The 24,622-nt window shown below is 68.5% G+C and carries 22 protein-coding genes; 12 read left to right on the top strand and 10 right to left on the bottom strand.

The window, feature by feature from the left end; genetic code table 11:
• Positions 1-216: 216 nt before the first annotated feature.
• On the bottom strand, positions 217-1,410 hold the full coding sequence (locus ACFWUU_RS28970; RefSeq protein WP_130445616.1) for an ATP-binding protein: 1,194 nt from the start codon (positions 1,408-1,410) through the stop codon (positions 217-219).
• A 149-nt stretch (positions 1,411-1,559) separates the two neighbouring features.
• Between ACFWUU_RS28970 and ACFWUU_RS28965 the strand changes: the two genes are divergently transcribed.
• The gene (locus ACFWUU_RS28965; protein ID WP_380179943.1) at positions 1,560-2,576 is read left to right on the top strand and encodes a GTP pyrophosphokinase family protein; all 1,017 of its coding nucleotides are present in this window, start codon (positions 1,560-1,562) and stop codon (positions 2,574-2,576) included.
• Here ACFWUU_RS28965 and ACFWUU_RS28960 read toward each other — a convergent pair.
• On the bottom strand, positions 2,563-3,972 hold the full coding sequence (locus ACFWUU_RS28960; RefSeq protein WP_380179941.1) for an MFS transporter: 1,410 nt from the start codon (positions 3,970-3,972) through the stop codon (positions 2,563-2,565). The two genes, ACFWUU_RS28965 and ACFWUU_RS28960, sit on opposite strands and share 14 nt — an antisense overlap.
• A 139-nt stretch (positions 3,973-4,111) precedes the next feature.
• Here ACFWUU_RS28960 and ACFWUU_RS28955 point away from each other — a divergent pair, with 139 nt between their 5' ends.
• The 3 genes from ACFWUU_RS28955 to ACFWUU_RS28945 all read left to right on the top strand — a co-directional run bounded on the left by ACFWUU_RS28955 (position 4,112) and on the right by ACFWUU_RS28945 (position 9,510).
• On the top strand, positions 4,112-5,872 hold the full coding sequence (locus tag ACFWUU_RS28955; protein ID WP_380179939.1) for an ABC transporter transmembrane domain-containing protein: 1,761 nt from the start codon (positions 4,112-4,114) through the stop codon (positions 5,870-5,872).
• Positions 5,869-7,647, top strand: coding sequence for an ABC transporter ATP-binding protein (locus ACFWUU_RS28950; RefSeq protein WP_380179937.1), 1,779 nt, complete (start codon positions 5,869-5,871; stop codon positions 7,645-7,647). Before ACFWUU_RS28955 ends, ACFWUU_RS28950 begins: the two co-directional genes overlap by 4 nt.
• An 84-nt stretch (positions 7,648-7,731) precedes the next feature.
• A complete protein-coding gene (locus ACFWUU_RS28945) occupies positions 7,732-9,510 on the top strand; it encodes an alpha/beta fold hydrolase (protein WP_380179935.1) in 1,779 nt (592 codons plus the stop codon).
• On the opposite strand, the gene ACFWUU_RS28940 is transcribed toward ACFWUU_RS28945, so the two are convergent.
• The 3 genes from ACFWUU_RS28940 to ACFWUU_RS28930 all read right to left on the bottom strand — a co-directional run bounded on the left by ACFWUU_RS28940 (position 9,482) and on the right by ACFWUU_RS28930 (position 14,507).
• The gene (locus ACFWUU_RS28940; RefSeq protein WP_380179933.1) at positions 9,482-10,390 is read right to left on the bottom strand and encodes an LD-carboxypeptidase; all 909 of its coding nucleotides are present in this window, start codon (positions 10,388-10,390) and stop codon (positions 9,482-9,484) included. The genes ACFWUU_RS28945 and ACFWUU_RS28940 overlap by 29 nt on opposite strands.
• Positions 10,391-10,400: 10 nt before the next feature.
• A complete protein-coding gene (locus ACFWUU_RS28935) occupies positions 10,401-13,769 on the bottom strand; it encodes a phosphodiester glycosidase family protein (RefSeq protein ID WP_380179931.1) in 3,369 nt (1,122 codons plus the stop codon).
• A gap of 78 nt (positions 13,770-13,847) precedes the next feature.
• The gene (locus ACFWUU_RS28930; RefSeq protein WP_380179929.1) at positions 13,848-14,507 is read right to left on the bottom strand and encodes a response regulator; all 660 of its coding nucleotides are present in this window, start codon (positions 14,505-14,507) and stop codon (positions 13,848-13,850) included.
• A gap of 155 nt (positions 14,508-14,662) precedes the next feature.
• Between ACFWUU_RS28930 and ACFWUU_RS28925 the strand changes: the two genes are divergently transcribed.
• The 3 genes from ACFWUU_RS28925 to ACFWUU_RS28915 are packed head-to-tail and all read left to right on the top strand — an operon-like array spanning position 14,663 to position 17,541.
• Positions 14,663-15,205, top strand: coding sequence for a hypothetical protein (locus tag ACFWUU_RS28925; RefSeq protein WP_380179927.1), 543 nt, complete (start codon positions 14,663-14,665; stop codon positions 15,203-15,205).
• Positions 15,206-15,232: 27 nt separating this feature from the next.
• Positions 15,233-16,384, top strand: a complete 1,152-nt coding sequence (locus ACFWUU_RS28920) for a sensor histidine kinase (RefSeq protein ID WP_380179925.1) — start codon at positions 15,233-15,235, stop codon at positions 16,382-16,384.
• Positions 16,385-16,389: 5 nt separating this feature from the next.
• Positions 16,390-17,541 carry a sensor histidine kinase gene (locus ACFWUU_RS28915; protein ID WP_380179923.1) on the top strand — a complete coding sequence of 384 codons (1,152 nt, stop codon included), beginning with the start codon at positions 16,390-16,392 and terminating at the stop codon, positions 17,539-17,541.
• Positions 17,542-17,543: 2 nt separating this feature from the next.
• Here the strand turns inward: ACFWUU_RS28915 and ACFWUU_RS28910 are convergent, their stop codons facing one another.
• A complete protein-coding gene (locus ACFWUU_RS28910) occupies positions 17,544-17,867 on the bottom strand; it encodes a rhodanese-like domain-containing protein (protein ID WP_137255752.1) in 324 nt (107 codons plus the stop codon).
• Positions 17,868-17,991: 124 nt separating this feature from the next.
• Here ACFWUU_RS28910 and ACFWUU_RS28905 point away from each other — a divergent pair, with 124 nt between their 5' ends.
• On the top strand, positions 17,992-18,828 hold the full coding sequence (locus ACFWUU_RS28905; protein ID WP_380179921.1) for a hypothetical protein: 837 nt from the start codon (positions 17,992-17,994) through the stop codon (positions 18,826-18,828).
• Positions 18,829-18,903: 75 nt separating this feature from the next.
• The gene (locus ACFWUU_RS28900) at positions 18,904-19,845 is read left to right on the top strand and encodes a trypsin-like serine peptidase (RefSeq protein ID WP_380179919.1); all 942 of its coding nucleotides are present in this window, start codon (positions 18,904-18,906) and stop codon (positions 19,843-19,845) included.
• Here the strand turns inward: ACFWUU_RS28900 and ACFWUU_RS28895 are convergent.
• Positions 19,832-20,044: a DUF2871 family protein gene (locus tag ACFWUU_RS28895; RefSeq protein WP_380179917.1), complete on the bottom strand. Its 213-nt coding sequence runs from the start codon at positions 20,042-20,044 to the stop codon at positions 19,832-19,834. The two genes, ACFWUU_RS28900 and ACFWUU_RS28895, sit on opposite strands and share 14 nt — an antisense overlap.
• Before the next feature lie 57 nt (positions 20,045-20,101).
• Positions 20,102-20,959: a DNA-formamidopyrimidine glycosylase family protein gene (locus ACFWUU_RS28890; protein WP_137255756.1), complete on the bottom strand. Its 858-nt coding sequence runs from the start codon at positions 20,957-20,959 to the stop codon at positions 20,102-20,104.
• Between the two features lie 102 nt (positions 20,960-21,061).
• Between ACFWUU_RS28890 and ACFWUU_RS28885 the strand changes: the two genes are divergently transcribed.
• On the top strand, positions 21,062-21,202 hold the full coding sequence (locus ACFWUU_RS28885) for a hypothetical protein (RefSeq protein WP_170989816.1): 141 nt from the start codon (positions 21,062-21,064) through the stop codon (positions 21,200-21,202).
• Here the strand turns inward: ACFWUU_RS28885 and ACFWUU_RS28880 are convergent.
• Positions 21,196-22,020 (bottom strand): class I SAM-dependent methyltransferase, encoded by an 825-nt coding sequence (locus ACFWUU_RS28880; protein WP_380179915.1) that lies wholly within the window; start codon positions 22,018-22,020, stop codon positions 21,196-21,198. The genes ACFWUU_RS28885 and ACFWUU_RS28880 overlap by 7 nt on opposite strands.
• 157 nt (positions 22,021-22,177) lie before the next feature.
• On the opposite strand from ACFWUU_RS28880, the gene ACFWUU_RS28875 reads away from it, so the two are divergent.
• On the top strand, positions 22,178-23,293 hold the full coding sequence (locus ACFWUU_RS28875; RefSeq protein WP_380179913.1) for a DUF418 domain-containing protein: 1,116 nt from the start codon (positions 22,178-22,180) through the stop codon (positions 23,291-23,293).
• On the opposite strand, the gene ACFWUU_RS28870 is transcribed toward ACFWUU_RS28875, so the two are convergent.
• Complete coding sequence (locus tag ACFWUU_RS28870; RefSeq protein ID WP_380179911.1) at positions 23,281-23,544, bottom strand: hypothetical protein; 264 nt, start codon at positions 23,542-23,544, stop codon at positions 23,281-23,283. The two genes, ACFWUU_RS28875 and ACFWUU_RS28870, sit on opposite strands and share 13 nt — an antisense overlap.
• Before the next feature lie 82 nt (positions 23,545-23,626).
• On the opposite strand from ACFWUU_RS28870, the gene ACFWUU_RS28865 reads away from it, so the two are divergent.
• Positions 23,627-24,580, top strand: coding sequence for a helix-turn-helix domain-containing protein (locus ACFWUU_RS28865; RefSeq protein WP_137255759.1), 954 nt, complete (start codon positions 23,627-23,629; stop codon positions 24,578-24,580).
• Positions 24,581-24,622: the final 42 nt, after the last annotated feature.

Below are 24,622 nucleotides of genomic sequence, written 5' to 3'. Positions count from 1 at the left end.
AGGTAGTCGACCGCGCGGCAGCGCGCACACGGGCGGCAGCCCGCCGCGTCCGGCGGCAGCCGGTTAGGGCGGCGGCAGCCGCAGAACCCGGCGATAGCCGGAAAGGATGCACCGGCGATAAGCCGGGGGGTGGGTGGGCAGCGTGCGTAGTGGCCGCGCCGAGGAGCGGAGCGACGAGAGGCGGCCGCGGAGCGCGCGGGGGCTGACCGCCTGCAGTCAAGCTGTGCGGGTGCGGAGGAACTTTCCGAAGTGGGGGACGGTGAAGGCGACCGTGCCGCGTTCGGCGGAGAAGACGAGGCCTTTTTTGATGAGGCCGTCTCGGGCTGGGGAGAGGGACTGGGGTTTGCGGTTGAGGGTGCTGGCTACCTCGGCGGTGGGGACGGAGCCGTCGTCGACGCCGATGCCCAGCTCAGCCATGGCTCGCATGTACTCGCGCTCGGCGGGAGTAGCCCGTTCGTAGCGGGAGCCGAAGAAGCCGACTGTCAACTCAGCAGAAGCCTCGGGAGCCGCGACGGCGACGTCCTTGATGGTGATGGGAGACGTGGGCGCGTGGTCCCAGGTCGAGTGCGCGAACGCCTGCACGAAGTACGGATAGCCATCCGTCTGCGCATACAGCTCGTCGAGCGCCTCTTCGTCGTACTGCACGCCTTCGCTCTCCGCCGGCACCATCAGCGCCCGGTCGCACGCATCACGCGCCAACCGATCAACGCGCACATACCGGAACAACCGCTCGGAGTACGACTTGCTGGCCGACAGCACGGCCGGCAGATGCGGCAGCCCGGCACCCACGACAACCAACGGCGCACTCTGCTGCGAGATCTCATGACAAGCCGCGCACAGCGCAGACAGGTCGTCCGGACTGATGTCCTGCATCTCGTCGATGAACAGCCCGACCCCAACAGACAGGTCACCAGCCAGATCAGCAGCGTCGGTGAACAGCTCGATCAGGTCCATCTCCAGATCACCGGAGTCGGCCCGCCCCTTCGCCGCCGCCACATCCACCGGCGGATGCCACCGGATCCCTTTCCGGTCCTCCGCCCCCGTCCGCAACGCAAAAGCCTTCAGTACTGCGCTGAACTGGTCGACCCGCTCATCGTCGCGATGCCGATGCCCCAGCTCCCGCATCGCGGTATGCAGCGCCTGCGCGATCGGCAACCGGATGCTCTGCTCCGGCCGCGCCTCGATCTTCCCGGTACCCCAGGCACGCTTGATCGCCTGCGACCGCAACGTGTTGAGCAGCACCGTCTTGCCAACACCCCGGAGTCCGCTGAGCACCAGGCTCCGCTCCGGCCTGCCTGCCGCGACCCGCTCGAGGACCACCTCGAACTGCCGCACCTCGATGTCGCGTCCGGCCAGCTCAGGCGGCCGCTGACCGGCGCCGGGCGCATAGGGATTCCGGATCGGATCCATGCTTTCACTCTATGAGCCCGTCTAGCGTTTTCCGTAGATTGACCAATCAAGGACCAGAGCGTGTCGCGACCGATCTCTACAGCTTTCTAGCGAAATGACTAGAAAACGATAGACACCACGAGCGAGCCGAAGAGCACTATCGTTCCGGCATGCAGCTGGAGTGGGCTCGCCAGGCGGGGACGTTGTACGAGCGGGTGCACCAGCAGTACGTCGGTGGCGCGCGCAAGCTCGAGGCGCTCATCAACGAGCTGATCGGTGAAGAAGAGGGCATCAACTACCTGACCGCGACCGCCCGCGCCAAGGACCCGGAGTCGTTCCTCGCGAAGGCGGCGAAATCGCATCCGGACGACCCCGGCCGACCGAAGTACGACGACCCGCTGAACCAGATCACCGACCTGGTGGCGGCGCGGGTGATCACGTTCCTGGTCGAGGCCGTGGACCGGGTGTGTGAGGTGATCGAGGAAGAGTTCGAGATCGTCGAGCACACCGACATGGGCGCGCACACCCGGGCGCAGGGCGTGTTCGGGTACGCGAGCAAGCACTACCTGGTCCGGTTGAACGCGCACCGGCGCGAGCTGCCGGAGTACGCCGTACTGAAGAACCTCGTGATGGAGATCCAGGTCCGTACGGCGGTCCAGCACGCGTGGGCCGAGTTCGAGCACGACATCCGGTACAAGCTGGACATCCCGCCGGCCCGCAAGCCGGAGTTCGACCGGCGGTTCCTGCTCGCCGCAGCGTTGATGGAGCTGGCCGACAACGAGTTCACCGAGATCGACCGGCTGTACCGCGAGCTGGCGGCGACCGCGTCGGACAAGGCCCCGCTGGACCTGACGACCGGCACGCTCACGACGTACCTGACCCGGCGGTATCCGGACGCGCCGCACGCCAAGACCACTCACTACGCGTGGATCCTCGGCGTCCTGCATCGCCTCGGCGTCACCACCGAGGAGCAGCTCACCGACCACCTCAGAGGCATCGACAGCGAAGCAGTCCAGGCCGCCATGACCCACAGGGCCCCGGCCGGCACCGTACGTCGCCTGGACGACGACCTGCTCGCAGCCAACGGCCCTGCCTACCTGACACTGTTCCCCGACGAGGAGCGCCGCCAGAAGATCCTCCGCGGCCGCCTCAAGGCCCTGACCCGCGCCGGCATCATCCAGCCTTGACGAGGGCGTCCGCAGTACGTCGGGCCCACGCACTGGTTGTGATGAGCCCGAGGATCAGGACCAGCGCGCCGCAGCCCGCAATGATGTACCAGCAGAGCCGGGCGGCGTCGACGAAGCCGGTCTCGAGCGGGCCGACCAGGCGGGCGGTCAACACGGTGCCGGCGATCGCGACACCCAGCGAGGCGCCCACCTGCCGACTGGTCGACGCGATGGCGGCTGCGACACCAGCCTGGGAGCGGGGCATGCCGGAGACCGCCGCATTGGTGATGGGCGCGTTCAGCATGCCGAAGCCGAGTCCGAAGACCAGATAGCCGATCAGCAACTGCGCCGTGGACGTAGTTGTACCCAACCGGGACAGGATCAGGCCGGACGCCGTCAGCATGGTCCCGGCGACCACCAGCGGTATGCGCGGACCACGGTGACCGACCAGCCAGCCCGAGATCGGTGCGAACACCACTGTCATCGCCGCCATCGGCAAGGTCAGCAATCCGGCATGCAAAGCGGTGAAACCGCGTGCCGACTGCAGATAGAGCGAGTTGAGGAACAGGAACCCCGACAGCGCCGCGAACCCGCACACCGCGATCAACGTGGCCCCTGAGAACGGCGCGCTCCGGAAGAAGCGTGGCTCCAACAGCGGCTGGTCCCGGCGGCGTTCGTAGTACACCAGCGTGACCGCGGCCGTCACGCACACCGCGAAGCACCCGATGATGAGCGGCGAACCCCACCCCGCCGTACGGCCCTCGATGATCCCGTACGTCAGACCGCCGAGCAGCAGTACGACGAGCACCTGCCCGACCGGATCCATCCGTCGCGGCACGGCGGCGCGTGACTCCGGTACGAAGAACGCTGTCATCAGCACGGCGGCCACCGTCACCGGCACGTTGATCCAGAAGATGAACCGCCACCCGGCCGCGTCGACCAGCGCACCGCCGACCACCGGGCCGACAGCCATGCTCAGCCCGACCACGCCGCCCCAGACGCCGATCGCCTGCGCCCGCTCGCGCGGATTGGTGAAGGTGTTCGTGATGATCGACATCGCCACCGGGTTCAGCATCGATCCGCCGACCGCCTGCAGCACCCGGAACGCGATCAGCAGGTCGATACTCGACGCGACCCCGCACAGCAACGACCCGATCCCGAACAGCACCAGGCCGGCCTGGAACGTACGCCGCCGCCCGACCCGGTCCGCGGTCGACCCGGACACCATCAGCAGGCTCGCCAGCACCAGCGTGTAGGCGTCGATGGTCCACTGCAGCTTCGACACCGAGGCCCCGAACTCGGACCGGATCGCCGGGAGCGCCAGGTTCACGATCGTCGAGTCGAGCCCGACGATGAACAGGCTGGAACAGCAGATCCCCAGCACCAGCAGCCGCCGCCCCCGCGTCAGCTCCTCCACCCGGCTCCTTTCATCCTTGAAGACTTTACTACCGGGTGGGAAAACGGTTTGACGGACTGTCGGCGGAGCCGCCTAGGCTTGATCTATTCGCCTGGTCAGGTGCCTCTTTCATCCCTCTATGCCTTGTTTGTGAGACGTCATGTCTTTGCGCCTCATCCCCTTCGCCGACCCGGGTGTGCCGGACACCCGATCCGGCCTCCGACTCATCGTCTGGCTGGAGCACCAGCAGCTCCGCGGGCAGGCCCTCGCAGTGTTCTGGGGGCTGGTCTACTTCGGCGGTATCGCCGCCGCTCCGGTTGCCGTCGGTCTGGCTGTCCAGGCCGCGATCGACCTGTCCTGGCCCAAGCTGATGCTGGCCGGCGGGCTGCTGCTCGCGTTCGGCGCGGCCAAGGCCGGCGCCGACTCGTTCTTCCACCGCGCCGTGGTGACGAACTGGATCAGTACTGCGTCCCGCCTGCAGCAGCTGCTGATGCGCAAGGCCGCGGAGCTGGGCTCCCTGCTGACCCGCCGGATCGCTGCCGGCGAGGTCGTGGCCGTGAGCAGCGGCGACGTCGAGAAGATCGGCTGGTTCGTCGAGGTGCTGGGCCGGTTCGCCGCCGCCCTGCTGACCTGCTTCGCGGTCGTGATCGGTCTGCTGTTCTACGAGCCGCAGCTCGGCCTGGTCGTCGCCATCGCCGTGCCGGTGCTGGCGTTCTCGATCGTGCCGCTGATGGGTCCTGCTGAGCGTCGCGCCGACGAGCAGCGGGCCAAGGGCGGCCGTGCCACCGAGCTGGCTGCCGACACGGTCGCCGGTCTGCGCGTACTGCGTGGCATCGGCGGCGAGCAGCTGTTCCTGGACCGCTACCGCGAGGCCTCGCAGCAGTACCGGAGCAGCGCGGTCCGCAGTGCCCGCATGTGGTCGCTGATCGCCGCGCTGCAGGTGCTGCTGTTCGGGCTGTTCCTGGTGGTCGTGGTCTGGATGGGCGTCCGGATGGTGACGTCCGGCCGGATCTCGGTCGGCGAGCTCGTCACGACGTACGGGTTCATCACGTTCATGCTGGTGCCGCTGCACACGTTCGAGGAGACGGCGAGCGCGTTCATCTTCTCGAAGGTGTCGGCTCGTCGCGCCGCGCGGGTGCTGTCGCTGCAGCGGACCGACGAGACCATGGGCACCGCCGATGCGCAGCTGCCGCAGGGCGACCTGTTCGACCCGGTCACCGGCCTGCACGTGCCGGTCGGCAGCTTCACCGCGGTCGTCGCCGGCGACCCGGATGCTGGTGGTCTGCTGGCCGACCGGCTGGGCGGTCACAGCCCGACAGCTGACGGCGAGGCGTCGGTGCTGCTCGGCGGCGTCGGACTGGACGACATCCCGCTGCAGTCCGCGCGGACCGTCGTACTCGTGCAGGACAAGGACCCGGTGCTGTTGTCAGGGACGGTGCGCGAGCTGTTCGACGTACCGGCGAGTGGTGCGGTCTCTCCGGAGACGGCGCTGGAGGCTGCGCAGTGCGCCGACATTCTCGACGTACTGCGGCAGACGCTGCCTGCTGGCGAGTCCGATGCGATGAACGCAGTGCTGACCGAGCGCGGACGCTCCCTGTCCGGTGGTCAGCGTCAGCGCGTGGCGTTGGCTCGCTCGCTGTACGTCGACCCGCAGGTGCTCGTGCTCGACGAGCCGACCAGTGCGGTGGATGCGCACACCGAGGCGCGTATCGCCGACGGACTGCAGCTGCTGCGCGCCGGCCGGACCACAGTGGTGTTCACGTCCAGCCCGCTGATGCTGGACCGGGCGGAGCGCGTGGTGTTCGTGCCGGACGGCCGCGTCGACGCGGTCGGCACGCACCACGAGCTGCTGCACACCAACCCGCGGTACCGCGCGGTTGTGACCCGTGAAGACGAACAGACCGTTGAGGAGTTGGCGTGAAGCGCCCTCTGTACGACCCGGCAGCCCCACAGGAAGTAGTGCGGCTCCCGGTGGCAGGCAGCGCGACTGTGCGCGCCTACCTGAAGTCACTGTTCCGCCGGCACCGCCGTGCGTTCGGCTGGCTGACGCTGGTCAACGCAGTGGCGGCGCTGAGCGGCATGGTCGGCCCGTGGCTGCTCGGCAACGTGGTCGAGAAGCTCTCGCAGGGACAGACCGACGTGAAGCTGCCGTACGTCGTGACGGGCTTCGTCATCGCCCTGGTGGTGCAGACGATCTTCGTCCGGCTCACGCGACTGCGCGGTGCGGTGATGGGCGAGGAGATGCTCGCCGACCTGCGCGAGGACTTCCTGGTCCGCTCGGTCGGGCTGCCGCCTGGCGTGCTGGAGCGCGCCGGTACCGGTGACCTGCTGTCCCGGATCACCACGGACATCGACCGGCTGTCGCATGCCATGCGCGACGCCGTACCGCAGCTGACGATCGCGGTGATCTGGGCCGGACTGCTCATCGGCGCGCTCGTCGTCACCGCACCGCCGCTGGCCGTCGCAGTGGTGATCGCTGCGCCGATCCTGATCGTCGGCGGCCGCTGGTACTTCCGCCGCGCACCATCCGGGTACAGGTCGGAGGCAGCCGGGTACGCCGCGGTCGCGTCCGCGCTGGCCGAGACCGTCGACGCCGGCCGGACCGTGGAGTCGCACCGGCTCGGCGACCGCCGGATCAAGCTGGGTGACACCCGGATCGGTCAGTGGGTCGCGTGGGAGCGATACACGCTGTACCTGCGGATGATCCTGTTCCCGGTGATCAACATGACCCACACGGTCGCGCTGGCCGCCGTTCTGGTGATCGGTGGCGGTTTCGCCATCCAGGGCTGGATCACTGTCGGCGCGCTCACCACTGGTGCGCTGTACATCCAGATGCTGGTCGAGCCGGTCAACATGATGATCCGCTGGTACGACGAGCTGCAGGTGGCCCAGGTGTCGCTGGCCCGACTGGTCGGCGTCCGCGAGGTGGAGACCGATGCGGCAGTCGGCGATGCCGAGCCGGACGGCCGGACCGTGCTGGCGGACGACGTGCGGTTCGGGTACCTCGAGGGCCGCGACGTACTGCACGGCGTGACGCTGACGGTCGAGCCGGGTGCCCGGGTGGCGCTCGTAGGGCCTTCTGGTGCAGGGAAATCGACACTCGGTCGGCTGCTGGCCGGCATCTATTCGCCGCGCGTCGGAGACATCACCCTGGGTGGTGCGGCGCTCGACAAGATGTCTGCCGAGCAGGTCCGCAGCCACGTGGCGCTGGTCAACCAGGAGCACCACGTGTTCGTGGGCAGCGTCCGCGACAACCTGCGGCTGGCCAAGCAGGACGCGACCGACGCCGACCTGTGGGCGGCGCTGCGCTCTGTCGACGCCGACGGCTGGGTGGCCGGCTTCGACGACGGGCTCGACACCGAGGTGGGTTCCGGTGGGGTCTCGCTGACGCCGGCCCAGGCGCAGCAGGTCGCACTGGCCCGATTGGTGCTCGCAGACCCGCACACGCTGGTCCTGGACGAGGCGACCTCGTTGATGGACCCGCGCGCGGCCCGGCACCTGGAGCGGTCCTTGGCGACCGTTCTGGAGGGCCGGACCGTGGTGGCGATCGCGCACCGCCTGCACACCGCGCACGATGCGGATGTGATCGCGGTCGTCGAGGACGGCAAGATCGTCGAGCTGGGCGGCCACGACGAACTGGTCGACGCCCAGGGTGCGTACGCCGCGCTCTGGAACTCCTGGCACGGCGAACGCTGACGCAAAGATGGGTGGATCCGCGGTTATCCACAGGCGCAACCGCGATCCCGGCGGATCCACCCATCCCCGTGTGAGGATTGACGCGTGCTGCTGACGACGCTCTTCTCCTTGCCCACCACCATGGCCCTCGATGTGGACGACGAGGGCCGGACGCTCGTGCTGTATGACGGCACCGGCACCCGCCAGGTCAACGAAGTCGCCCCGGACGGGACCTGGCGAGCGCTCACCGACCTCGGCGACACGTGCCGCGGCGCCCGGTTCGTGCCGGGCAGCAGCCACGTCGTCATCGAGCACGACACCGGCGGGGACGAGCGCGGTCAGCTCTCCCTGCTCGATCTCGACGAGCCCGGGCTGCCCACGCTGACCCCGCTGGTGCACGACTCGGAGTACATCCATCACCTGGTCGACGCGCGGGCCGGGCGGGTGCTCTACACAACCAACCGCCGCAACGGCGTCGACTTCGACCTGGTCGCGCGTGATCTCGCCACCGGTCGCGAGACCGTCCTGTACGACGAGGGCGGCTGGGTGATGGGCGTCAATCCGTCCCCTGACGACAAGTGGGTCGTCCTCGCGAAGGCGAGCACCCCGGCGAACTCGATGCAGCTGCTGCTGGTCGAGACGTCGGGCCGGACCATCACCGAGCTCACCCCGGAGGACGCGCACAACGACCAGGGCGCCGTCGCCTGGCTCCCGGACTCGTCGGCGTTCCTCGTGTCGACGAACGCGGACCGCGACCGCCTGGCCCTGCGCCGGTACGACGTGGTCGACGCGGCGTGGAGCGACGTACTCGTGGATGACGCTCGCGACCTGGCCGGCTGGCCGTCGCCGGATGGCGAGCACCTGTTGGTCGCCGTACTGGAAGACGGCGAGGTGGCGCTGGCGCTGCATCGGTTGGAGGACGGGTCGCTCATCGCACCGCTCGACCTGCCTGCCGGCGGTGTCGCGGCGTTGTCGATGGCGACACCGGATCCGATCTGGTCGTCGGACGGTTCGTTCGCGGCGATCACCTACAACTCGCCGGTCACCCCGCCGACTGTGTACCGGTTTGTCCCGGGCGGCGAGCTGACTGCTGTTCGACCGGTCGAGGTGCCCGTCAAGCTGGAGCATCCGGAGAGTCTGCGGGTGCCGTCGTTCGACGGCGAGCAGGTGCCGGTGTTCGTGTTCCGGCCGACCGCCGAGGATCTGGGCTCCACCGTGGTCCACGTGCACGGCGGCCCGGAAGGTGCGGCGCTGCGGATGTGGAGCCCGATCATCTCGGCGCTGGCCGGCGAGGGGCACACAGTCGTCGTACCGAACGTCCGAGGCTCGGCCGGGTACGGCAAGCGCTGGTACACGCTCGACGACCGGCAGCTGCGGCTGGACTCGGTGAAGGACCTGGCCGCGATCAACACCTGGCTGCCGACGATCGGCGGCGACCCGAAGAAGGCGGCGCTTTGGGGCGGTTCGTACGGCGGGTACATGGTGCTGGCCGGCGTCGCGTTCCAGCCGGACCTGTGGGCGGCCGGTGTGGACATCGTCGGAATCGCTTCGCTGGTCACGTTCCTGGAGAACACCTCGGACTACCGGCGGTCGATGCGCGAGCGCGAGTACGGCTACCTGGCCACGGACCGCGAGTTCCTGGAGTCAGCCAGCCCGCTCAGCCGGGTCGACGACATCCGAGCGCCGCTGTTCGTGATCCACGGCGCCAACGACCCGCGCGTGCCGTTGTCGGAGGCTGAGCAGATCACCGACGCCCTGACGAAGCGCGGCGTCCCGTGCCAGCTCCTCGTGTACCCCGATGAGGGCCACGGCCTCGCCAAGCTCAAGAACCGCCTCGACGCGTACCCGCAGGCCTTCACCTTCCTGCGAGTGCACCTGGGCTGAGCGTCGCGGCGGTCGCGTCCAGCCGTACCGGCAACCCCAGCGGTACGGCTAGGTTCAGCGCCTCGTGACCGATCGCCGCGCCCTCGACCATCGGTACGCCGAGAGGCTCGAGCCGCTCGCGGACGACATCCAGCGGATCCTGCACGCCGCTGAAGTCGCCGATCACCAACCCCGTCACCTGATCGAACCACCCAGCGCGCAGCAGCTGCGTGAGCATCCGGTCCACTCGGTACCCGGCCTCGTCGACCTCCTCCAACACAACGACGCCGACCGGCGGCGCATAGGTCGGCGTACCGAGGCTAGATGCAAGCAGCGCCAAGTTGCCGCCACACAGCCTCCCGGAAGCGACCCCGCCGACCACCGTGCGCGCGCCACCCGGCGCCAGCAGGTCGGTCACACTCTCCGGCTCGAACAGCAGCGCCCGCAGCCGCTCCCGGCCCACCTCGTTCTCCAACTGCTCCACAGCAGCAGCCATCGGACCGTGCAACGTCACCAGACCACGTGCATTGAGCGGCTCGTGCAGCGCGGTGATATCGCTGAACCCGAGAAACCACTTCGGTACGGCGACCAGCTCGTCGAAGTCGACGTACTCGAGCATCCGCTGCACGCCGTACCCACCACGCGCGCACAACACCGCGGCGTACTGCGGATCGAGCCACGCGTTGCGCAGGTCCTCCGCACGCGCCTTGTCGTCGGCAGCCAGGTACTGGAACCGCTCATGCCCGGCCAGCACCGACGGCATCACGTCGACCTCGAGTCCCCACGACCTCAGGTACTCCAGGCCGATCTGGAGCCGTGCGCTGTCCACACGCCCCGACGGCGCCACCACAGCAACCCGGTCACCACTCCGCAGTCGCTGCGGCACCACCACGTCAGTCACGCCGAGGACGCTACCAATCGACCCGCAGCGTCGTGCTCTTGGAGACGCCGTTCACCGTCACACCCAGCTGCGCGGTGCCGGGGCGCAGGGCGGTCAGCTGGCCGGTTGCCGGGTCGTACGACGCGACCGCCCAGAACGGCGCGGTCTTCTCCGGACCGATGTACAGGAACGTCGAGCCCCACCAGTCCGCGGACACCGGGAAGCTGACCGGCACCCTCCGGTCGTCCTGGACAACCGTGGCGGACGCGGCAGCCGACTGACCTCGGCGGAGGGACGTCGGCGCGGCCAGCTCGAGAGAGTCGACGTGCGGCCGTAGCTCGACCTGGAACCACGAGCGCTCGGGCGCCGACCAGTTCCGCTCACCGGCCGGAGCCGCAGTCGCCTTGAGGTCGATCCCGACCAGCGCCCAACCGGTAAAGCCGCCCGCGTCAGGTGCTGCGGCCGGGCTCTTGCCCGAGTTGCCGGTCAGCGCCAGCAACACACCGTCGGTCCGAGTCGCGGCGAAGGTCCCGGCGTGGGCCGCCATGTACGCGGCGCCCTTGCCGGTCGAGGCCCGGAAGTCGGCCAGCCACTGGACGATCATCGCGGCTTCCTTGCGGTCACCGAGCTGCGAATTCTGCGTCGGCGACGGGTCGTCGATCGGGTGATGAGCCATCACGACGACGTTCTTGATCGTCTTGTTCGTGGCCGCGTCGTCGAGCTGCTTGCGGAGGTCGAGGATCTGGTCGAACCCGCCGGCCCGCAGCGACCCGAGCGACGAGTCGCGCAGGATGAACCGCGTGCCCTTGTGGTCGAACGTGCTGGTCGCCGCCCCGAAGACCTTCTTCCACTCGGACAGGTCACCCGGCCCGTAGGTCTCGTGGTTGCCCGGCACGTAGTGCACCGGCACCTTGCCGGCCACCTCTTCGTCGATGATCTGCTTGGCCAGCGCGATGTCCGGCCCGAACGCCCGGTCGACGAAGTCGCCGTTGATCACCAGGAAGTCGGGCTTCTGCGCGAGCGCCTCGCGGATCGTCCGCCGGGCCTGCTTCACGTAGTCGGAGTTCGGGTCGTCGGAGGTGAACTGCGCGTCCGACATCACCGCGAACCGCCAGCGGCCACTCGTCTCCACTGTCCCGTCAGTGACGACCATCGGGTCGACCACCTTCGCAGGCGGAGCCATAGTGACCGGCGGCGCGCTCCGGAGGGTCAGGTCGTCGACGATGATCCGGCCCGAGTACTGCCGGGTTGGCGAGGTCTCCACGACGTAGATCCGCCAGAACCGCAGCGGGTACGTCAGCCCCGGCGGGATGTCCGCCTCGACGTACTTCCATCCGGTCCAGTCGACGGCGGCCGCGAGGTTCAGCGTCTGCGCGGTGCCGCCGGCCGCGTCATAAGCATTGGCCCGCAGCCAGGCGCCCTTGCCGTCGCCGTAGATCCAGGCGCCGAGCTTCTGCGGCTGGCCGGGCAGGGTCTGCTGCGGAGTCTGCGAGAGGTACGCCGCCCGCGTGGCCGTGCTGCCCGTCAGCGAGTAGTCCAGCGCGATCGCCTGCCCGCCGTCATGTCCTTCCGCGGCGGACCGCGACGCCGTCGCCGCACCGACCGGTACGGCGTTCGCCGCCCACTTGGTCAGGTCGTCCAGCTTGTCGACCACCGTGCTGGTCAGACCCGAGGTCACGCTCAACTGGGTGCTCAGGGCACCGACCTTCGCGGTGATCACGGTCGAGACCGCGTCGTCGGTCAGCGCGTTCACCTCGAAGCCGTTGCGCGCGGCAACAACCTTGACGACGGCCGGGTCGTAGCTGAGCTTGACATCGCGCGGCTCGATCCAGGTCGAGAACCCGTCGGCGTCGTACCCGTCGACCTCGAAGAAGCCCTTGGCGGTGGAGTCGGCGAGGGACACCTGGCGGGTCGAGGGTGCGAGGCGGGTCGGCATACCGAGGACTGTCATCGGGAACCTTCCGTTCGCCGCGCCGCGGGTCGCGGTGACGATCACGTCGCCCGCGCGACGGCCGGTGACGACACCGTGCTGGTCGACGCGGACGTTGCTGCCCGCGTACCACGACGGCGTACCGGAAGCGGGTGCGTAGGTCTCGTCGTACCCCGTGGCGCTGAGGACTCGGCTGAGCCCGGTGAGGACGCGCGAGCTACGGGAGATGTCGGCGTCGGGGCTTTTCTGGGAGGTACCGACGGACTCGACGCGGAAGCCCTTCAGCCTGCCGGAGCCCTTGACCGGCAGCAGCCCGAGACCGTTCGGGATCAGCCGCTCGCCGCCGTCGGACGGGTCGTTCACGACGTCCGGCGCGGCCTTGCCCGGCGTACGGGCGAGCATCGTCGAGGAACCGCCGCCGTCGAGGTTCAGCGCGTCGTCAGCCCCGAGGCTGATCATCAGCTGACCCATCTCCTTCAGCGACAGCCCGCGCGATCCGGTCGCCCGGCCGTCGACGGTCAGCAGGATCATCCGGCTGCCGTCGGCGTCGAACCCGATCGCGGTCCGCGGCGCGAGATCCGCGTCCGGTACGTCGTCGGGGACCTTGCCGTCCTTCGCGAGCTGGGAGTTGCCGCTGATGCCGACCGCGACATCGGCCGCGTCCGGGCGCAGGCCGTACTGGACGTCGACCTTGTCGCCGACCTGGAGCGCGGCCAGCGCGTCGGCGCCGGCTTCGCGGCCGATCAGCGCCTGCTCGTTGGCTGCCAACGGGGTGGTTGCCGGAGTGGTGGCCGACGAGACGACGACACCGTCGCGAAGGATCACCTCGCGGACGGTCGGCAAGCCGTCAACGGTCCTGGTCCGGGCCGCGTCGCCCCACTCCGGGGTGTAGAGGCCGATACCGCCTGAGTTGACGGCCGGCGAGTTCAGGTTGGTCAGTTCGAGCTTGGTCGGACCGTCGACAGCCGTCCCTTGCAGGAAGAGCTGGGCGATCTTGCCGAGGCCGTCCTTGCCGATCACCGCGGTGTCGTTGTGGCCGGAGGCCGGGGCGTTCAGCAGCTTGCCGCTCTGCTCGACGCCGACGCCGAGCGGCGCGGTGGTGTCGTTGATGTCGAAGAAGTCACCGTTGACACCAGCGATCGCGCCCTTGCGAGCGAGCTGCTGGCTGAGCGGCTGGCCGCCGGACACCTTGCCGCCGTTGTTGACCAGGTCGACCGTCACGCCGTGCTTGTCCAGGTCGGTGTCGAGGATGTCGCCGCGCTGCCACCCCTTCGGGTCAAGGCGGTCGAACGACGTGTAGTTCACCCCCGGCGCGACCGGGCTGTCGACGCGCGACGTCAGTACGCCGTCCTGGGCGATCTGGGCGTCGGTGATGCCTCTGGTGGTCTGCCCGAGGGCTGGATCGACGAGTACGCCGGCGAGTAGGCCGCCAACGCCTACGGCTGTGGTCAGAGCACGGACGAGCGACACAGGAGCCTCCCCAGCGGACGGACAGCTGTGACAAACTAACTTCTCTACGCGAGAAGCGGAAGGTCCTTCACCAATTGTTCAGTGCCGGTTGGCGAATCCGGTCTCGTACGCCACCACAACGGCCTGGACCCGGTCGCGGACTCCGAGCTTGGTGAGCAGCCGGGCGACGTGCGTCTTCACGGTCGTCTCGGCCACCACGAGTTCGGCCGCGATCTCCGCGTTGGACAGTCCGCGCGCGATCAGCCGCAGTACGTCGAGCTCTCGATCGGTGAGGCTGGCGAGCTCGGCCGGCAGGCCTTGAGCGACGACCGGTTCGACGAAGCGCTCGACCAGCCGGCGGGTGATGGCCGGCTCGATCAGTGAGTCCCCGGTGGCGGCGGCGCGGACGGCTGCGATCAGGCGGGTCGACGGCGAATCCTTGAGCAGGAACCCGGCTGCCCCGGCCTGGAGCGCGCGGTAGACGTACTCGTTCTGGTCGAACGTCGTGAGCACGATGATCGTCGGCGGGTTCGGTTGCCGGCGGATCTCCTCGGTCGCGGACAGCCCGTCGAGCTCAGGCATCCGGATGTCCATCAGGATCACGTCCGGGGCGGCGAGCTGGGCCTGCCGGATGGCCGCCGTACCCGTGTCGGCCTCGGCGACCACCTCGATATCGCCCTCGGCCTCCAGGATCACCCGGAAGCCGGTACGCACCAGGGTCTGGTCGTCGGCCACCAGCACGCGGATCTTGTCGGGCACACGCTGATTGTGCGTCATCCGCAGGGCCGATGCCGTCATCCCTGTGGACGACGCCGGGTCCGGATGATCGTCCTTGCGCCAGACGTGGACGACGGACGCCGAAATCTACCTTCGCTGCATGGGGTCAAACGCCCCGGGGACGAAGGGACAAATCGATGAACGAGCTCTTGAAGGGGATCAGGCCCCTCGACTACGTACTGGCCGGCCTCATGACTGCTGCCGGTGGGCTGCTGATGGTCGAGAACATCACGGCCACCGACTCCGATCTGCCGCACGCGATGTCGACGACCACGTGGGTGATGCTGCCGGTCTTCCTGCTGGTGACGCTGCCGATCCTCTGGCGCCGCCGCAACATCCTCGCCGTGGTCGGTGTCACCGCCGTCACCACGCTGGCCCACGTACTCGCGTTCGGCTGGGTGACCCGATGCGGCGTCGTCATTCCACTGGGCTTCGCGCTCGCGTACGCCGTTGCGCGGTACGCCGGATCCTGGCTGAACCAACTGATCGGTCTCGGCGGCATCGTCGTACTCGAGCTCGTGATGCTGTGGCGGGACGCGTCGATCGACACGGTGGCCGGCGCGCTGGCGATCGCACTGCCGGGTATCGCGCTCTTCTACGGGATCGGCGTACTCGTGCAGAATCGAGTCACCAAGCGGTCCGGGGGGATCGCGCCGGTGCACGAGCACACGGCTGCCTGAGCGGATCGCTGGAGTAGGGAGCGGGCCATGATCTTCACCGGGATCAAGCTCCGCGATTGGGGGATCGCGGGTGGTCTCACACTGCTCGGCGTCCTGCTGATGCTGGAGAACACCCAGACGTCCGAGGCCCAGGTGCGCAACGCCATCGCGGAGGGATCGATGGTGCACGCACTGAGCTCGCACTCGTTCTGGATGATTCCGGTGTTCGCGGCGGCGACGATTCCGGTGCTGTGGTGGCGGCGAGGCATCCTCGCCGTCGCCACGGTCTCCGTACTGGCGATGGCCGCGCACGTCCTGTTGTTCGGCTGGGTGACCCGCTGCGGTGCGGGTCTCCCGCTCGCGTTCGTGATCGCGTTCCTCGGGGCGCAGGCGAGCAAGCGGACGACGGCGTGGATCGTGTGCGGGCTCAGCGTCGTACTGACCGTATTCGTGCTGGTGATCGACGCGACGACCGGCCCGGGCGCGATCATCCTGGCGCTGCCGATCGTGTGCATCGTGTTCGGCGTCGGGCTGGCGGCTCGTCGTCGTACGGCGCTGAACCGGGAGCTCGCGGATCGCGAAGCCGAACTGCGGCAGCTGCGCGACGAACGAGCGGCGCTGGATGTCGCGGACGACCGGGCGCGACTCTCGCGGCAGCTCGACGGGCTGCTGCAGGAGCGGCTCGCCGACCTGACCACGGCGGCCGAGTCCGCGGACGGGTTGCCGCCCGCGGAAGCGAGGGCGGTGCTCGAGTCGATCGAATCCGGTAGCCGGCAGACGTTGGACGACATGCGGGAGATCGTCGGGCTGCTGCGCGGAGATGATGTCGCGTTCGCGCCGACGCCGACGGTGGCTCATCTCGACACGTTGCTCGCGCGACTTCGTACGGCGCATTCGCAGCTGGTCGTGACGGGCGATCCGCGCGCATTGCCTGCAACTGTTGAGCTTTCGGCGTACCGGATCGTCGAGCATCTCGTGACCGCGCTGGCCGATCAGGCCGATGCGCCGATCGTGGTGTCGGTGCGGTTCGAGGCCGATGCGCTCGAGATCCGTGTGAACGGTCAGGTGGGCGAGGCGGCCGATCTGAAGGCGGCGATTGCCCGCGCCAAGGAGCGGGCGAAGCTGCTGGGCGGTTCGGTCGACGTGAAGGTCACCAAGGGGCGGGCGGGCGCAGTCGCCCAGCTGCCGGTGGTCGGTTGAGCGACATGAAGACCGGACGCAGGCTCGAACAGGTGGGGATCGTGGTGCTGGTCATCGCGGTCATCGCCGTACCGACTGCGATCCACGGCTGGCCTACGTCGGTCGGCGGGAACGTGTTCACCGCGGGACTCATGGCCAGCGGGCTCACGCTGATGTGGTGGCGGAGCCATCCGCGGCTGGTCGCGATACTGGGCGGTGCGCTGTTGCTGGTGCCGGTCGCGCTCAATGCGTACGGCTGGTTCCCGGATACCGCGTTCGCGATCCTGGCGCTGCTCACGCTGGTCGCCGCGCTCGGCTGGTCCGGGCGGGCGTCGTGGGTGGTCGCGGGCGTGCTGGCGGCGTACCTGGCCGTGCTTTGGTTTGTCCTCGGCGGGGACATCGAGGTTCCGTTGGTGATGTTCAGCGTGCCGAGTTTCCTGGCCGGGACCGTACTGCGGTTGCACCGCGAGGCGGCCGAGGCGCTTGCGCGGCGTGGGCGTGAGCTGGAGGAGGAGCGCGAGCTGTTCGCGGAGCTCGCCGTACGGCATGAGCGGGCGCGGATCGCGTCGGAGCTGCACGACATCGTCGGGCACGCGATCAGCGTGATGGTGATCCAGGCGGCGGCCGGGCAGCGGCTGGTGGATCGGGACCCAGTCGGTACGTCGGAGGTGTTCGCCGGGCTGGCGGAGTCGGCGCGGCAAGGGCACGAGGACCTGCGGCGGCTGGTCGAGCTGCTCGGTGGGGTGGAGGTCGGTGGACCGGATCTGTCGCTGATCGAGGAGATCGTCACGCGGGCGGCGCGGAGCGGGCTGGACGTGTCGTGCCGGTTCGAGGGTTCGCGGGACGGGGTGTCGGCGCCGGTTGCGCATGCGGCGTTCCGGGTGGTGCAGGAGAGCCTGACGAACGCACTGCGGTACGCACCGGGTGCTGCCGTTCGGGTTGTCGTGAACGGCGCCGGGCGGGATCTCACCGTTCGGGTGGAGAACGGCGATGCGGTCCAGCGGCAACCGCTGCTGTCGGGCACGGGGCGTGGGCTGGCCGGCCTACGGGAACGCGTGCAGGAGTTGGGCGGTCAGCTGGTCGCGGGACCGGTCGCCGGCGGCTGGCTGGTCGAGGCGACGATGCCCGGCGGCGACCGCCGGCGTACCTGGCGGGCCGGAGTCGGTCGTCGCAGCTGAAGTCAGTTGGTGCTGACCGGGCGGCCGGAGGTCTGCCAGGCGTGCATGCCGCCGTCGAGGTTGATCGCCTCGCGGCCGAGCTGGTTCAGGAACTGGGTGGCCATGCTGGAGCGGCCGCCGACGGCGCAGACGCACAGCACCTTCTGGTCGAGCGGCACCTCGCCGACCCGGTCCTGCAGCTGGCCGAGCGGGATGTGTACGGCGCCGTCGATGTGCCCGCGATCCCACTCGTCCGGCTCGCGCACGTCGAGCACGAACGCCTCCGCGAGCAGGTCGTCGTCGAGCTCGGCCACGACGACCGAGGGGATCTCCTGGTTCCGGAACATGCCCCAAGCATGTCAGACCCGCGGGCCCGGCACCTGGCCGGTTCCGGAAGGCGGTTGCCCGGAGTCCGGATATGGGATTGACAGGCGGCGGCGGATTTCGGACCGTGGCTCGAAGGAGGCTGCGGTGGCGCTGATTCAGGGGATCCCGGGAGAGTTCGAGCCGCAACCCTGGGGTGAGGCAATCCTGCGGAGTCGTGAACTGCTACTGCTCCGGATCGCCCGCCGTCCACCGGACCACGAAGTACGCCTCCCCGGTCTTGCCACCACTCCGCTGCACGTCGTCGAGGACCACACCGGTCGAGCGCTGACCTGGCGTCAGGACGGTGACGACCTGGTCGTCCGGCTACCCGATTCGGGTGAGTCACCTGTGGTCCGCGTCGCGTTGCAGGGCAAGCTGCGGATCGTCCCGCAGGACACGGTCACCGCGAACGCGGACGGCGTCTGGGACCTCACTCCGACCGGTACGACGGCCCACCTCGTCGCCCGTCGCGCGATGGATGTCGCCGTACGGTTCGTCGGCATGGTCGAGCCGGACAGCCAGCACCACATCCGCCTGGCCGGCCGGCGGTACGGCGTGACCGGGCAGCAACTCACCCGGACCACGATCGGCCCGTTCCCGATGCCTGCGCTTCGGGTCGTGCCGCTGGCGATCCCGATCGGCGTACGGCGGGTGCTCGTCGCGCAGGTCGGCACGGTGCTGGCGTCGATCCACCCGGGCCGCGACGAGGTCACCGTGGTCGTGACGAACTTCGGCCGGACCGTGGCGCGCGGCGAGGTCGAGCTCCCGTTGCCGGCCGGATGGACCGCGACGGAACAGTTCTGGACCTTCGACGGGCTCGAGCCTGGCCGCTCCGTCGGCTGGGCGACCCGCGTCGCCGGTCCCACCGGCAAGCATGAAATGCGGGTCCGGTTGGAGGCGGGCCGGCGCTCGGCCTCCTCACCGTATGTCGTCACTCTGTGACCGCTTGCATTCTGAGAGCGCTTCCCCTGTACTGGCAATGAATCGATCTACCGCCCCGATCGAGGAGTCACGCGCATGCGCAGAAATACTGTCCGCCTGCTCACCGCCGGAATCCTGCTCGTCACCGGCGCCGCCGTCGCTCCGGCCGCGGCCACCTCTGAAGTCATCGCCCCGACGACCGCTGTCCGTGCTCCGGCGCTGCCGTCCAAGGTACCCGCCGGTGCGATCGATGCGACCGGCTACTGGACCGCCGAGAAACTGCGGAACGCCATCCCCGCCGACCTTCCGGCCGGAATCCCTTCAAAACAAGGGACTTCCACGTCGAGTGGTATCGCGTCCACCCCGGTCGCACCGAAAGGCCACAGGCTCGCCAACGACGCCGTACCGAGCACGGCGGGCAAGCTCTTCTTCACCGACAACGGGCTGAACTACGTCTGCTCGGCGTCGACGATCAACAACAACTACAAGAACCTGATCATCACCGCCGGCCACTGCGTACACAGCGGCGCCGGCGGTGCGTGGCACTCGAACATCGTGTTCGCGCCGGCGTACTACAACGGCGAGTCCGGGTACGGCCTGTGGAACTGGAGCCAGGCGCGCACGTTCAACTCCTGGATCAACAGCAGCGACTTCACCCACGACCAGGCGTTCGTCACGCTGCAACAGCGCAACGGCGCCAACCTGATCGACACGGTCGGCGGGAACGGCCTGGTCTGGGGTAACAGCCAGAACCAGCCGGGCACGCGGATCTGGGGCTGGCCGGCCGAACCGCCGTACAACGGCGAGGTGCCGTACTACTGCGACGGCGACACGTACGCCTGGGGTTCGGACGCGGCCCTGACCTGCTCGATGAACGGCGGCGCCAGCGGCGGCCCGTGGCTCAAGGACCGCATCGACACGAACCTCGGCTACGTCTTCGCGGTGACTTCACGCCGGACAACGAGCGGCACCCCGACCCTCCTGTCGACCCCGAACACACCCGACGTGAAGACGATGTTCGACGCTATGACGACCTGACCGCTTCCGCCTTCTCCTTCGCAGGCAGCCGCTTGCCAAGGTTCACGAAGAAGAAGATCAGCCCGAGGGTAATGACGATGTGCCCCAGGCCGGAGATACCGTCCAGCGCGGCCCCGGGCTGGCGCCCGAACACGGTCATCGTGCCCGCCGTCAGCGTGAGCTGCTTCTCCAGCACGAGCACGATCAGGAAGAAAAGCATGCCCAGGGCAAGGATGTGGGTGCTGCCACGTAGATCTTCCGCATGGGCGGGAACCTACTACTTGAGGAGCTTGGACAGCCTTCGGTCGGCCAGGGGCTTGCCGCCGGTTTGGCAGGTGGCGCAGTACTGGAGGGAGGAGTCGGCGAAGCTGACCTCGCGGACGATGTCGCCGCAGATCGGGCACTTCTCGCCCTTGCGGCCGTGGACGCGCAGGCCGGACTTCTTCTCCGACTTCAGGTCCTGTACGGCGAGACCCGCGGAGCGGTTGACCGCGTCCTGGAGGGTTTCGCGCATCGCCTCGTACAGCGTCTTGAGCTCGTCCTCGGACAGGTTCGACGCGGGTTTGAACGGGCTCATCTTCGCGACGTGCAGGATCTCGTCGGAGTACGCGTTGCCGATGCCGGCGATCACCGACTGACTCCGCAGTACGCCCTTGAGCTGGACCCGGCCCTGGCGCTTGAGGATGTCGCTGAAGTCCTCGAGCGACAGCGTGAACGGATCCGGCCCTAGCCGCGCGATCCCGGGGACCTCGTTGACGTCGCGGACGACGTACACCGCGAGCTTCTTCTGGGTCCCGGCCTCGGTCAGGTCGAACCCTGAGCCGTCGTCCAGCACCGTCCGGAGCGCGATCGGCCCCTTGCCCGGCCGGACCAGCCCGGTGTTCTGCTCCTCTTTCCACCGCAGCCAGCCGGCGCGGGCCAGGTGGATCACCAGGTGCACGCCCTGCGCGGAGATGTCCAGGAACTTGCCGTGCCGCTGAACGTCGTCGATCAGCAGCCCGACCATGGCGGACACCGGCGGGTCGTACGTCTTCAGCGCACTGATCGCCGTGATGTCCGCCCGCACGAACGCATGCCCGACCGCACGCTCCCGCAGGAACGTGGCGAGCGACTCCACCTCCGGCAACTCAGGCACGCTCCTAGTGTGCCTGACGCCAGGGACAGTTCCGGCGGATCACCCATGGATGGGGGTTGTGGCGGACGGTAACGTCGTGGACAACAGAGTAGGGAGGCCCTGATGGGGTTCGTTAAGACATTGGTGAAGGGCGCCGTGGTCGCCAAGCTGGTCCAGGTCGCCCAGCGCGAGCTGAGCAAGCCAGAAAACCAGCAAAAGATCAAGCAAGCATTCCAGAAGGTCCAGCAGCGCCGCGCTCAGTGACCCGGTTTGTGCGCCTGGAGGGTGTAGGTGGCGGCCAGATGGTGTGGATTCACCGTCAGGCGCCACTCACCATCGGCGTCCTCGGTCATCAGACCAGGCAGGGCGTCCCAGGGCGCACTGTCGTGCTCGGTGAGTGAGTCGAACACCATCCCGGCCTGCTGTACGGCGGTGATGATCTCGCCGAGACCGTGGTTCCACTCGTGGGTGACAGTGGTGCTGAATTCGACCTCGGTCTGGACGTAGGTCCCACCCTCGTCCCAGACGAGCGGCTCCGCGGTCTCGAAGTACGGATAGCGCACCTCGGGGACCTCCGCACCGGCGCCGAGCGTCCACAGCATCGGATGGCCCTCACGGATGAACAGCCGCCCACCCGGCTTCAGCAAGCCGGAAACGACCTCGGCCCACCGCCGAATGTCGGGCAGCCAGCACAATGCCCCGATCCCGGTGTAGACGAAGTCGTACGCCGCTGCGCCGAGCACCTCAACAGCGTCGTACGCATCGGCGACCTGGAACTCCATCGACAACCCGAGCCGCTCCGCGAGCGACCGGGCGTGCTCGATCGCCGGCTCGGAGAAGTCCAGTCCGGTCATCCGCGCCCCCAGACGCGCCAGTGACACGGTGTCGGTGCCGATGTGGCACTGCAGATGTACGCCGCGCAGCCCGCTCACCTGACCGAGCCGCGACCGGTCGAACCGAACCACCTCACTCAGGTACGACGAGTCCGAGAGGAACTGCCGCACGTGGTAGCCCGGCGATGCCACGTGCGCCGGCACCCGCTCGTCCCAGTTGGCCCGGTTCACATCCCTGTAGTCGGTCACGGGTCCGAGGGTATTTGAGGGTAGAGGTAACTCCACCCTCGAAGAGGATTCAGCGTGACTGTGTGCGGGGGTGCTGTGCTGTGTGCTGGAGGGTATGAGCCAGGTACTGGATCGGGCGCGTATTCAGGATATTGACGCGTTGCGTGGTTTTGCCCTGTTGGGCATCTTGGTTGTGAACATCACCTTTGCTGCTTCCGGGTTCCCGATTCATGTCGCGGAGGATCCGGCGTACGGCTCCTGGCTCGACGAAGTGGTGCGGTGGCTCTCGTCTGCCTTTGTGGACATGAAGTTCTACCTGCTGTTCTCGTTCCTGTTCGGGTACAGCTTCCAGTTGCAGATGGAGGCGGCGCAGCGGGCAGGCGCGGCGTTCAGGCCGCGGATGCTGCGGCGGCTGGGTGGGCTGTTCGTGATCGGCGTACTGCACGGGGTCTTCCTGATCACCGGCGACATCCTCAGCGTGTACGCGATCATCGGCCTCGTCCTGCTGGGCATGCGTCGAGTCAAGGACCGTACGGCGCTCATCGTCGCGGGCGCCATCTACGCGTACCTCTTCGTCACCCTGAGCATCGCCTCGATGTTCCTCGACACCTCAGCAATCCTCGACCCGACCACCGCAGTCGCCGCCGCACAGCAGACCACTGCGAACCTCGCCGGCTCGTTCAGCGACGTCATCGGCGAGCACGTCCGCGCCCTGCCAACGTACGGGCTGTCGCTGCTGACTGTGCAAGGCCCGACAACCCTGGCCGCCTTCCTCGTCGGCATGGTGGTCGGACGGCGCCGGCTGCTCAAGAACCTCAACGGCAACGAGGCGGTACTACGGCTCATCCAGCTCATCGGCTTCACCGTCGGCATCACCGGTGGCGTGTACTACGCGTCGCTCGGCGGCAACGGCAACACCCGCGCCGTACTGATCAGCGTGCTCACCGCGCCGTTCCTGTCGGCCGCGTACGCCGCCTCACTGCTGCGCTTCATGCACACCGATCGCGGCGAGGACATCCGCCGTCTGCTGGCCCCGGCCGGCCGAATGGCCCTGTCGAACTACCTGGGGCAATCTGTGGCGACCCTGCTGCTCTTCACCGGCGTCGGCTTCGGCCTGGTGGGCCAGGTGTCGCCACTGGAGACGGTCGGCTTCGCGGTCGGGATCTTCGTCCTGCAACTGATCCTGAGCCACCTGTGGCTCAGGAACTTCCGCTACGGCCCCGTCGAAGGAGCACTGCGGGCGGTCACGAACGCGACCGCCCCCAGCTGGCGAAGAATCGATCAGGCCGCGTGACGGCCGTGGTGCAGCCGGGCGGTGCGGATCGAGTGCACGGTCCCGGTGGTCGATGCGGGCTTGTGGGCAAAGGGCTTGGCCGCTGCGCCGAGCGCGAGCAGGTCGAGCTTGGTTCGGGCCGTGTCGCGGTCGTCGGCGACCCAGGTGCCCTTCGGGCCGGCCGCCGGACCGGTCGAGTGGCGCCTGTTGCTGATCTCCAGCGCTGCGATGACAGCCAGCACGAGTACTGCGAAAACTACGTATCCGGTCATGGCAGTAATCATGCTACCACTTAGATCCTGCCACCAGTGGCACTATTGACATACTCCGACAAATTCCTGCCATACTGGCGGCATGCTGCAAAAAGTCGCCGTCGTGCTCATGGAGGACGTCGCGCTGTTCGAGTTCGGCGTACTCGCGGAGGTCTTCGGGCTCGACCGCACTGACGACGGTGTGCCGCCGTTCGACTTCAAGGTGTGTTCGACCACGCCCGGCGTACCGATGGAGACGAGCACACACTCGCAGGTGATCGCGCCGTACGGGCTGGAGGAGCTCGAGGACGCGGACCTGATCGGCATCCCGGCGACCACCTGGCGGCACGAGTACGACGAGCGGGTACTCGACGCGCTCCGCCGGGCCGAGGCGCGGGGCGCGATCCTGCTGACGGTGTGCTCGGGCGCGTTCGTGCTCGGCACCGCCGGGCTGCTCGACGGCCGCGCCTGCACCACGCACTGGCGGTACGCGAAGAAGTTCACCGAGCAGTTCCCGACCGCGAAGCTGGACCCGGACGTGCTGTTCGTCGACGACGGCAACATCATCACCAGCGCCGGTACGGCGGCCGGCATCGACGCCTGCCTGCACCTGGTCCGGCGCGAGCTCGGCAGCGCGGTCGCGACCCGGATCGCCCGCCGGATGGTCGTCCCGCCGCAGCGCGACGGGGGCCAGCGGCAGTACGTCGAGGTGCCGGTGCCCGAGTCGTCCGGGGAGAGCCTGCAGCCGGTGCTCGACTGGATGGTCGACAACATCAGCATCGATCACACCGTGCCGGCGTTGGCCCGGCGCGCCCAGATGTCCGAGCGCACCTTCGCCCGCCGCTTCGTCGCCGAGACCGGGACGACGCCGTTGAAGTGGGTCACCACCCAGCGTGTCCTGCGCGCCCGCACCCTGCTGGAGCAGACCCGGATGGGCATCGAGCAGATCGCCTCCGAGTCAGGCTTCGGCACAGCGGCCCTCCTGCGACACCACTTCCGCAGGGTCGTCGGCGTCCCGCCCCAGGACTACCGCCGTACCTTCCAGACCGCCAGCTGACTGCTCGGTCGATTTGCGTTGACACCCCCTGGTCTGGCTAAG

Origin of the sequence: Kribbella sp. NPDC058693 (genome assembly GCF_042715335.1) — a bacterium.
Lineage (GTDB): Bacteria > Actinomycetota > Actinomycetes > Propionibacteriales > Kribbellaceae > Kribbella > Kribbella jiaozuonensis.
The sequence above is the reverse complement of the archived record's forward strand: the minus strand, read 5'-3'. Positions and strand labels throughout refer to the sequence as shown.

Excerpts from the sequence above, each read along its gene's own strand:
- ACFWUU_RS28965 (WP_380179943.1), top strand. The coding sequence starts at position 1,560 with ATGCAGCTGGAGTGGGCTCGCCAGGCGGGGACGTTGTACGAGCGGGTG.
- ACFWUU_RS28915 (WP_380179923.1), top strand. The coding sequence starts at position 16,390 with ATGAAGACCGGACGCAGGCTCGAACAGGTGGGGATCGTGGTGCTGGTC.
- ACFWUU_RS28870 (WP_380179911.1), bottom strand. The coding sequence starts at position 23,544 with ATGACCGGATACGTAGTTTTCGCAGTACTCGTGCTGGCTGTCATCGCA.
- ACFWUU_RS28910 (WP_137255752.1), bottom strand. The coding sequence starts at position 17,867 with ATGTTCCGGAACCAGGAGATCCCCTCGGTCGTCGTGGCCGAGCTCGAC.
- ACFWUU_RS28970 (WP_130445616.1), bottom strand. The coding sequence starts at position 1,410 with ATGGATCCGATCCGGAATCCCTATGCGCCCGGCGCCGGTCAGCGGCCG.
- ACFWUU_RS28955 (WP_380179939.1), top strand. The coding sequence starts at position 4,112 with ATGTCTTTGCGCCTCATCCCCTTCGCCGACCCGGGTGTGCCGGACACC.
- ACFWUU_RS28900 (WP_380179919.1), top strand. The coding sequence starts at position 18,904 with ATGCGCAGAAATACTGTCCGCCTGCTCACCGCCGGAATCCTGCTCGTC.
- ACFWUU_RS28920 (WP_380179925.1), top strand. The coding sequence starts at position 15,233 with ATGATCTTCACCGGGATCAAGCTCCGCGATTGGGGGATCGCGGGTGGT.
- ACFWUU_RS28885 (WP_170989816.1), top strand. The coding sequence starts at position 21,062 with ATGGGGTTCGTTAAGACATTGGTGAAGGGCGCCGTGGTCGCCAAGCTG.
- ACFWUU_RS28925 (WP_380179927.1), top strand. The coding sequence starts at position 14,663 with ATGAACGAGCTCTTGAAGGGGATCAGGCCCCTCGACTACGTACTGGCC.
- ACFWUU_RS28865 (WP_137255759.1), top strand. The coding sequence starts at position 23,627 with ATGCTGCAAAAAGTCGCCGTCGTGCTCATGGAGGACGTCGCGCTGTTC.
- ACFWUU_RS28895 (WP_380179917.1), bottom strand. The coding sequence starts at position 20,044 with ATGCTTTTCTTCCTGATCGTGCTCGTGCTGGAGAAGCAGCTCACGCTG.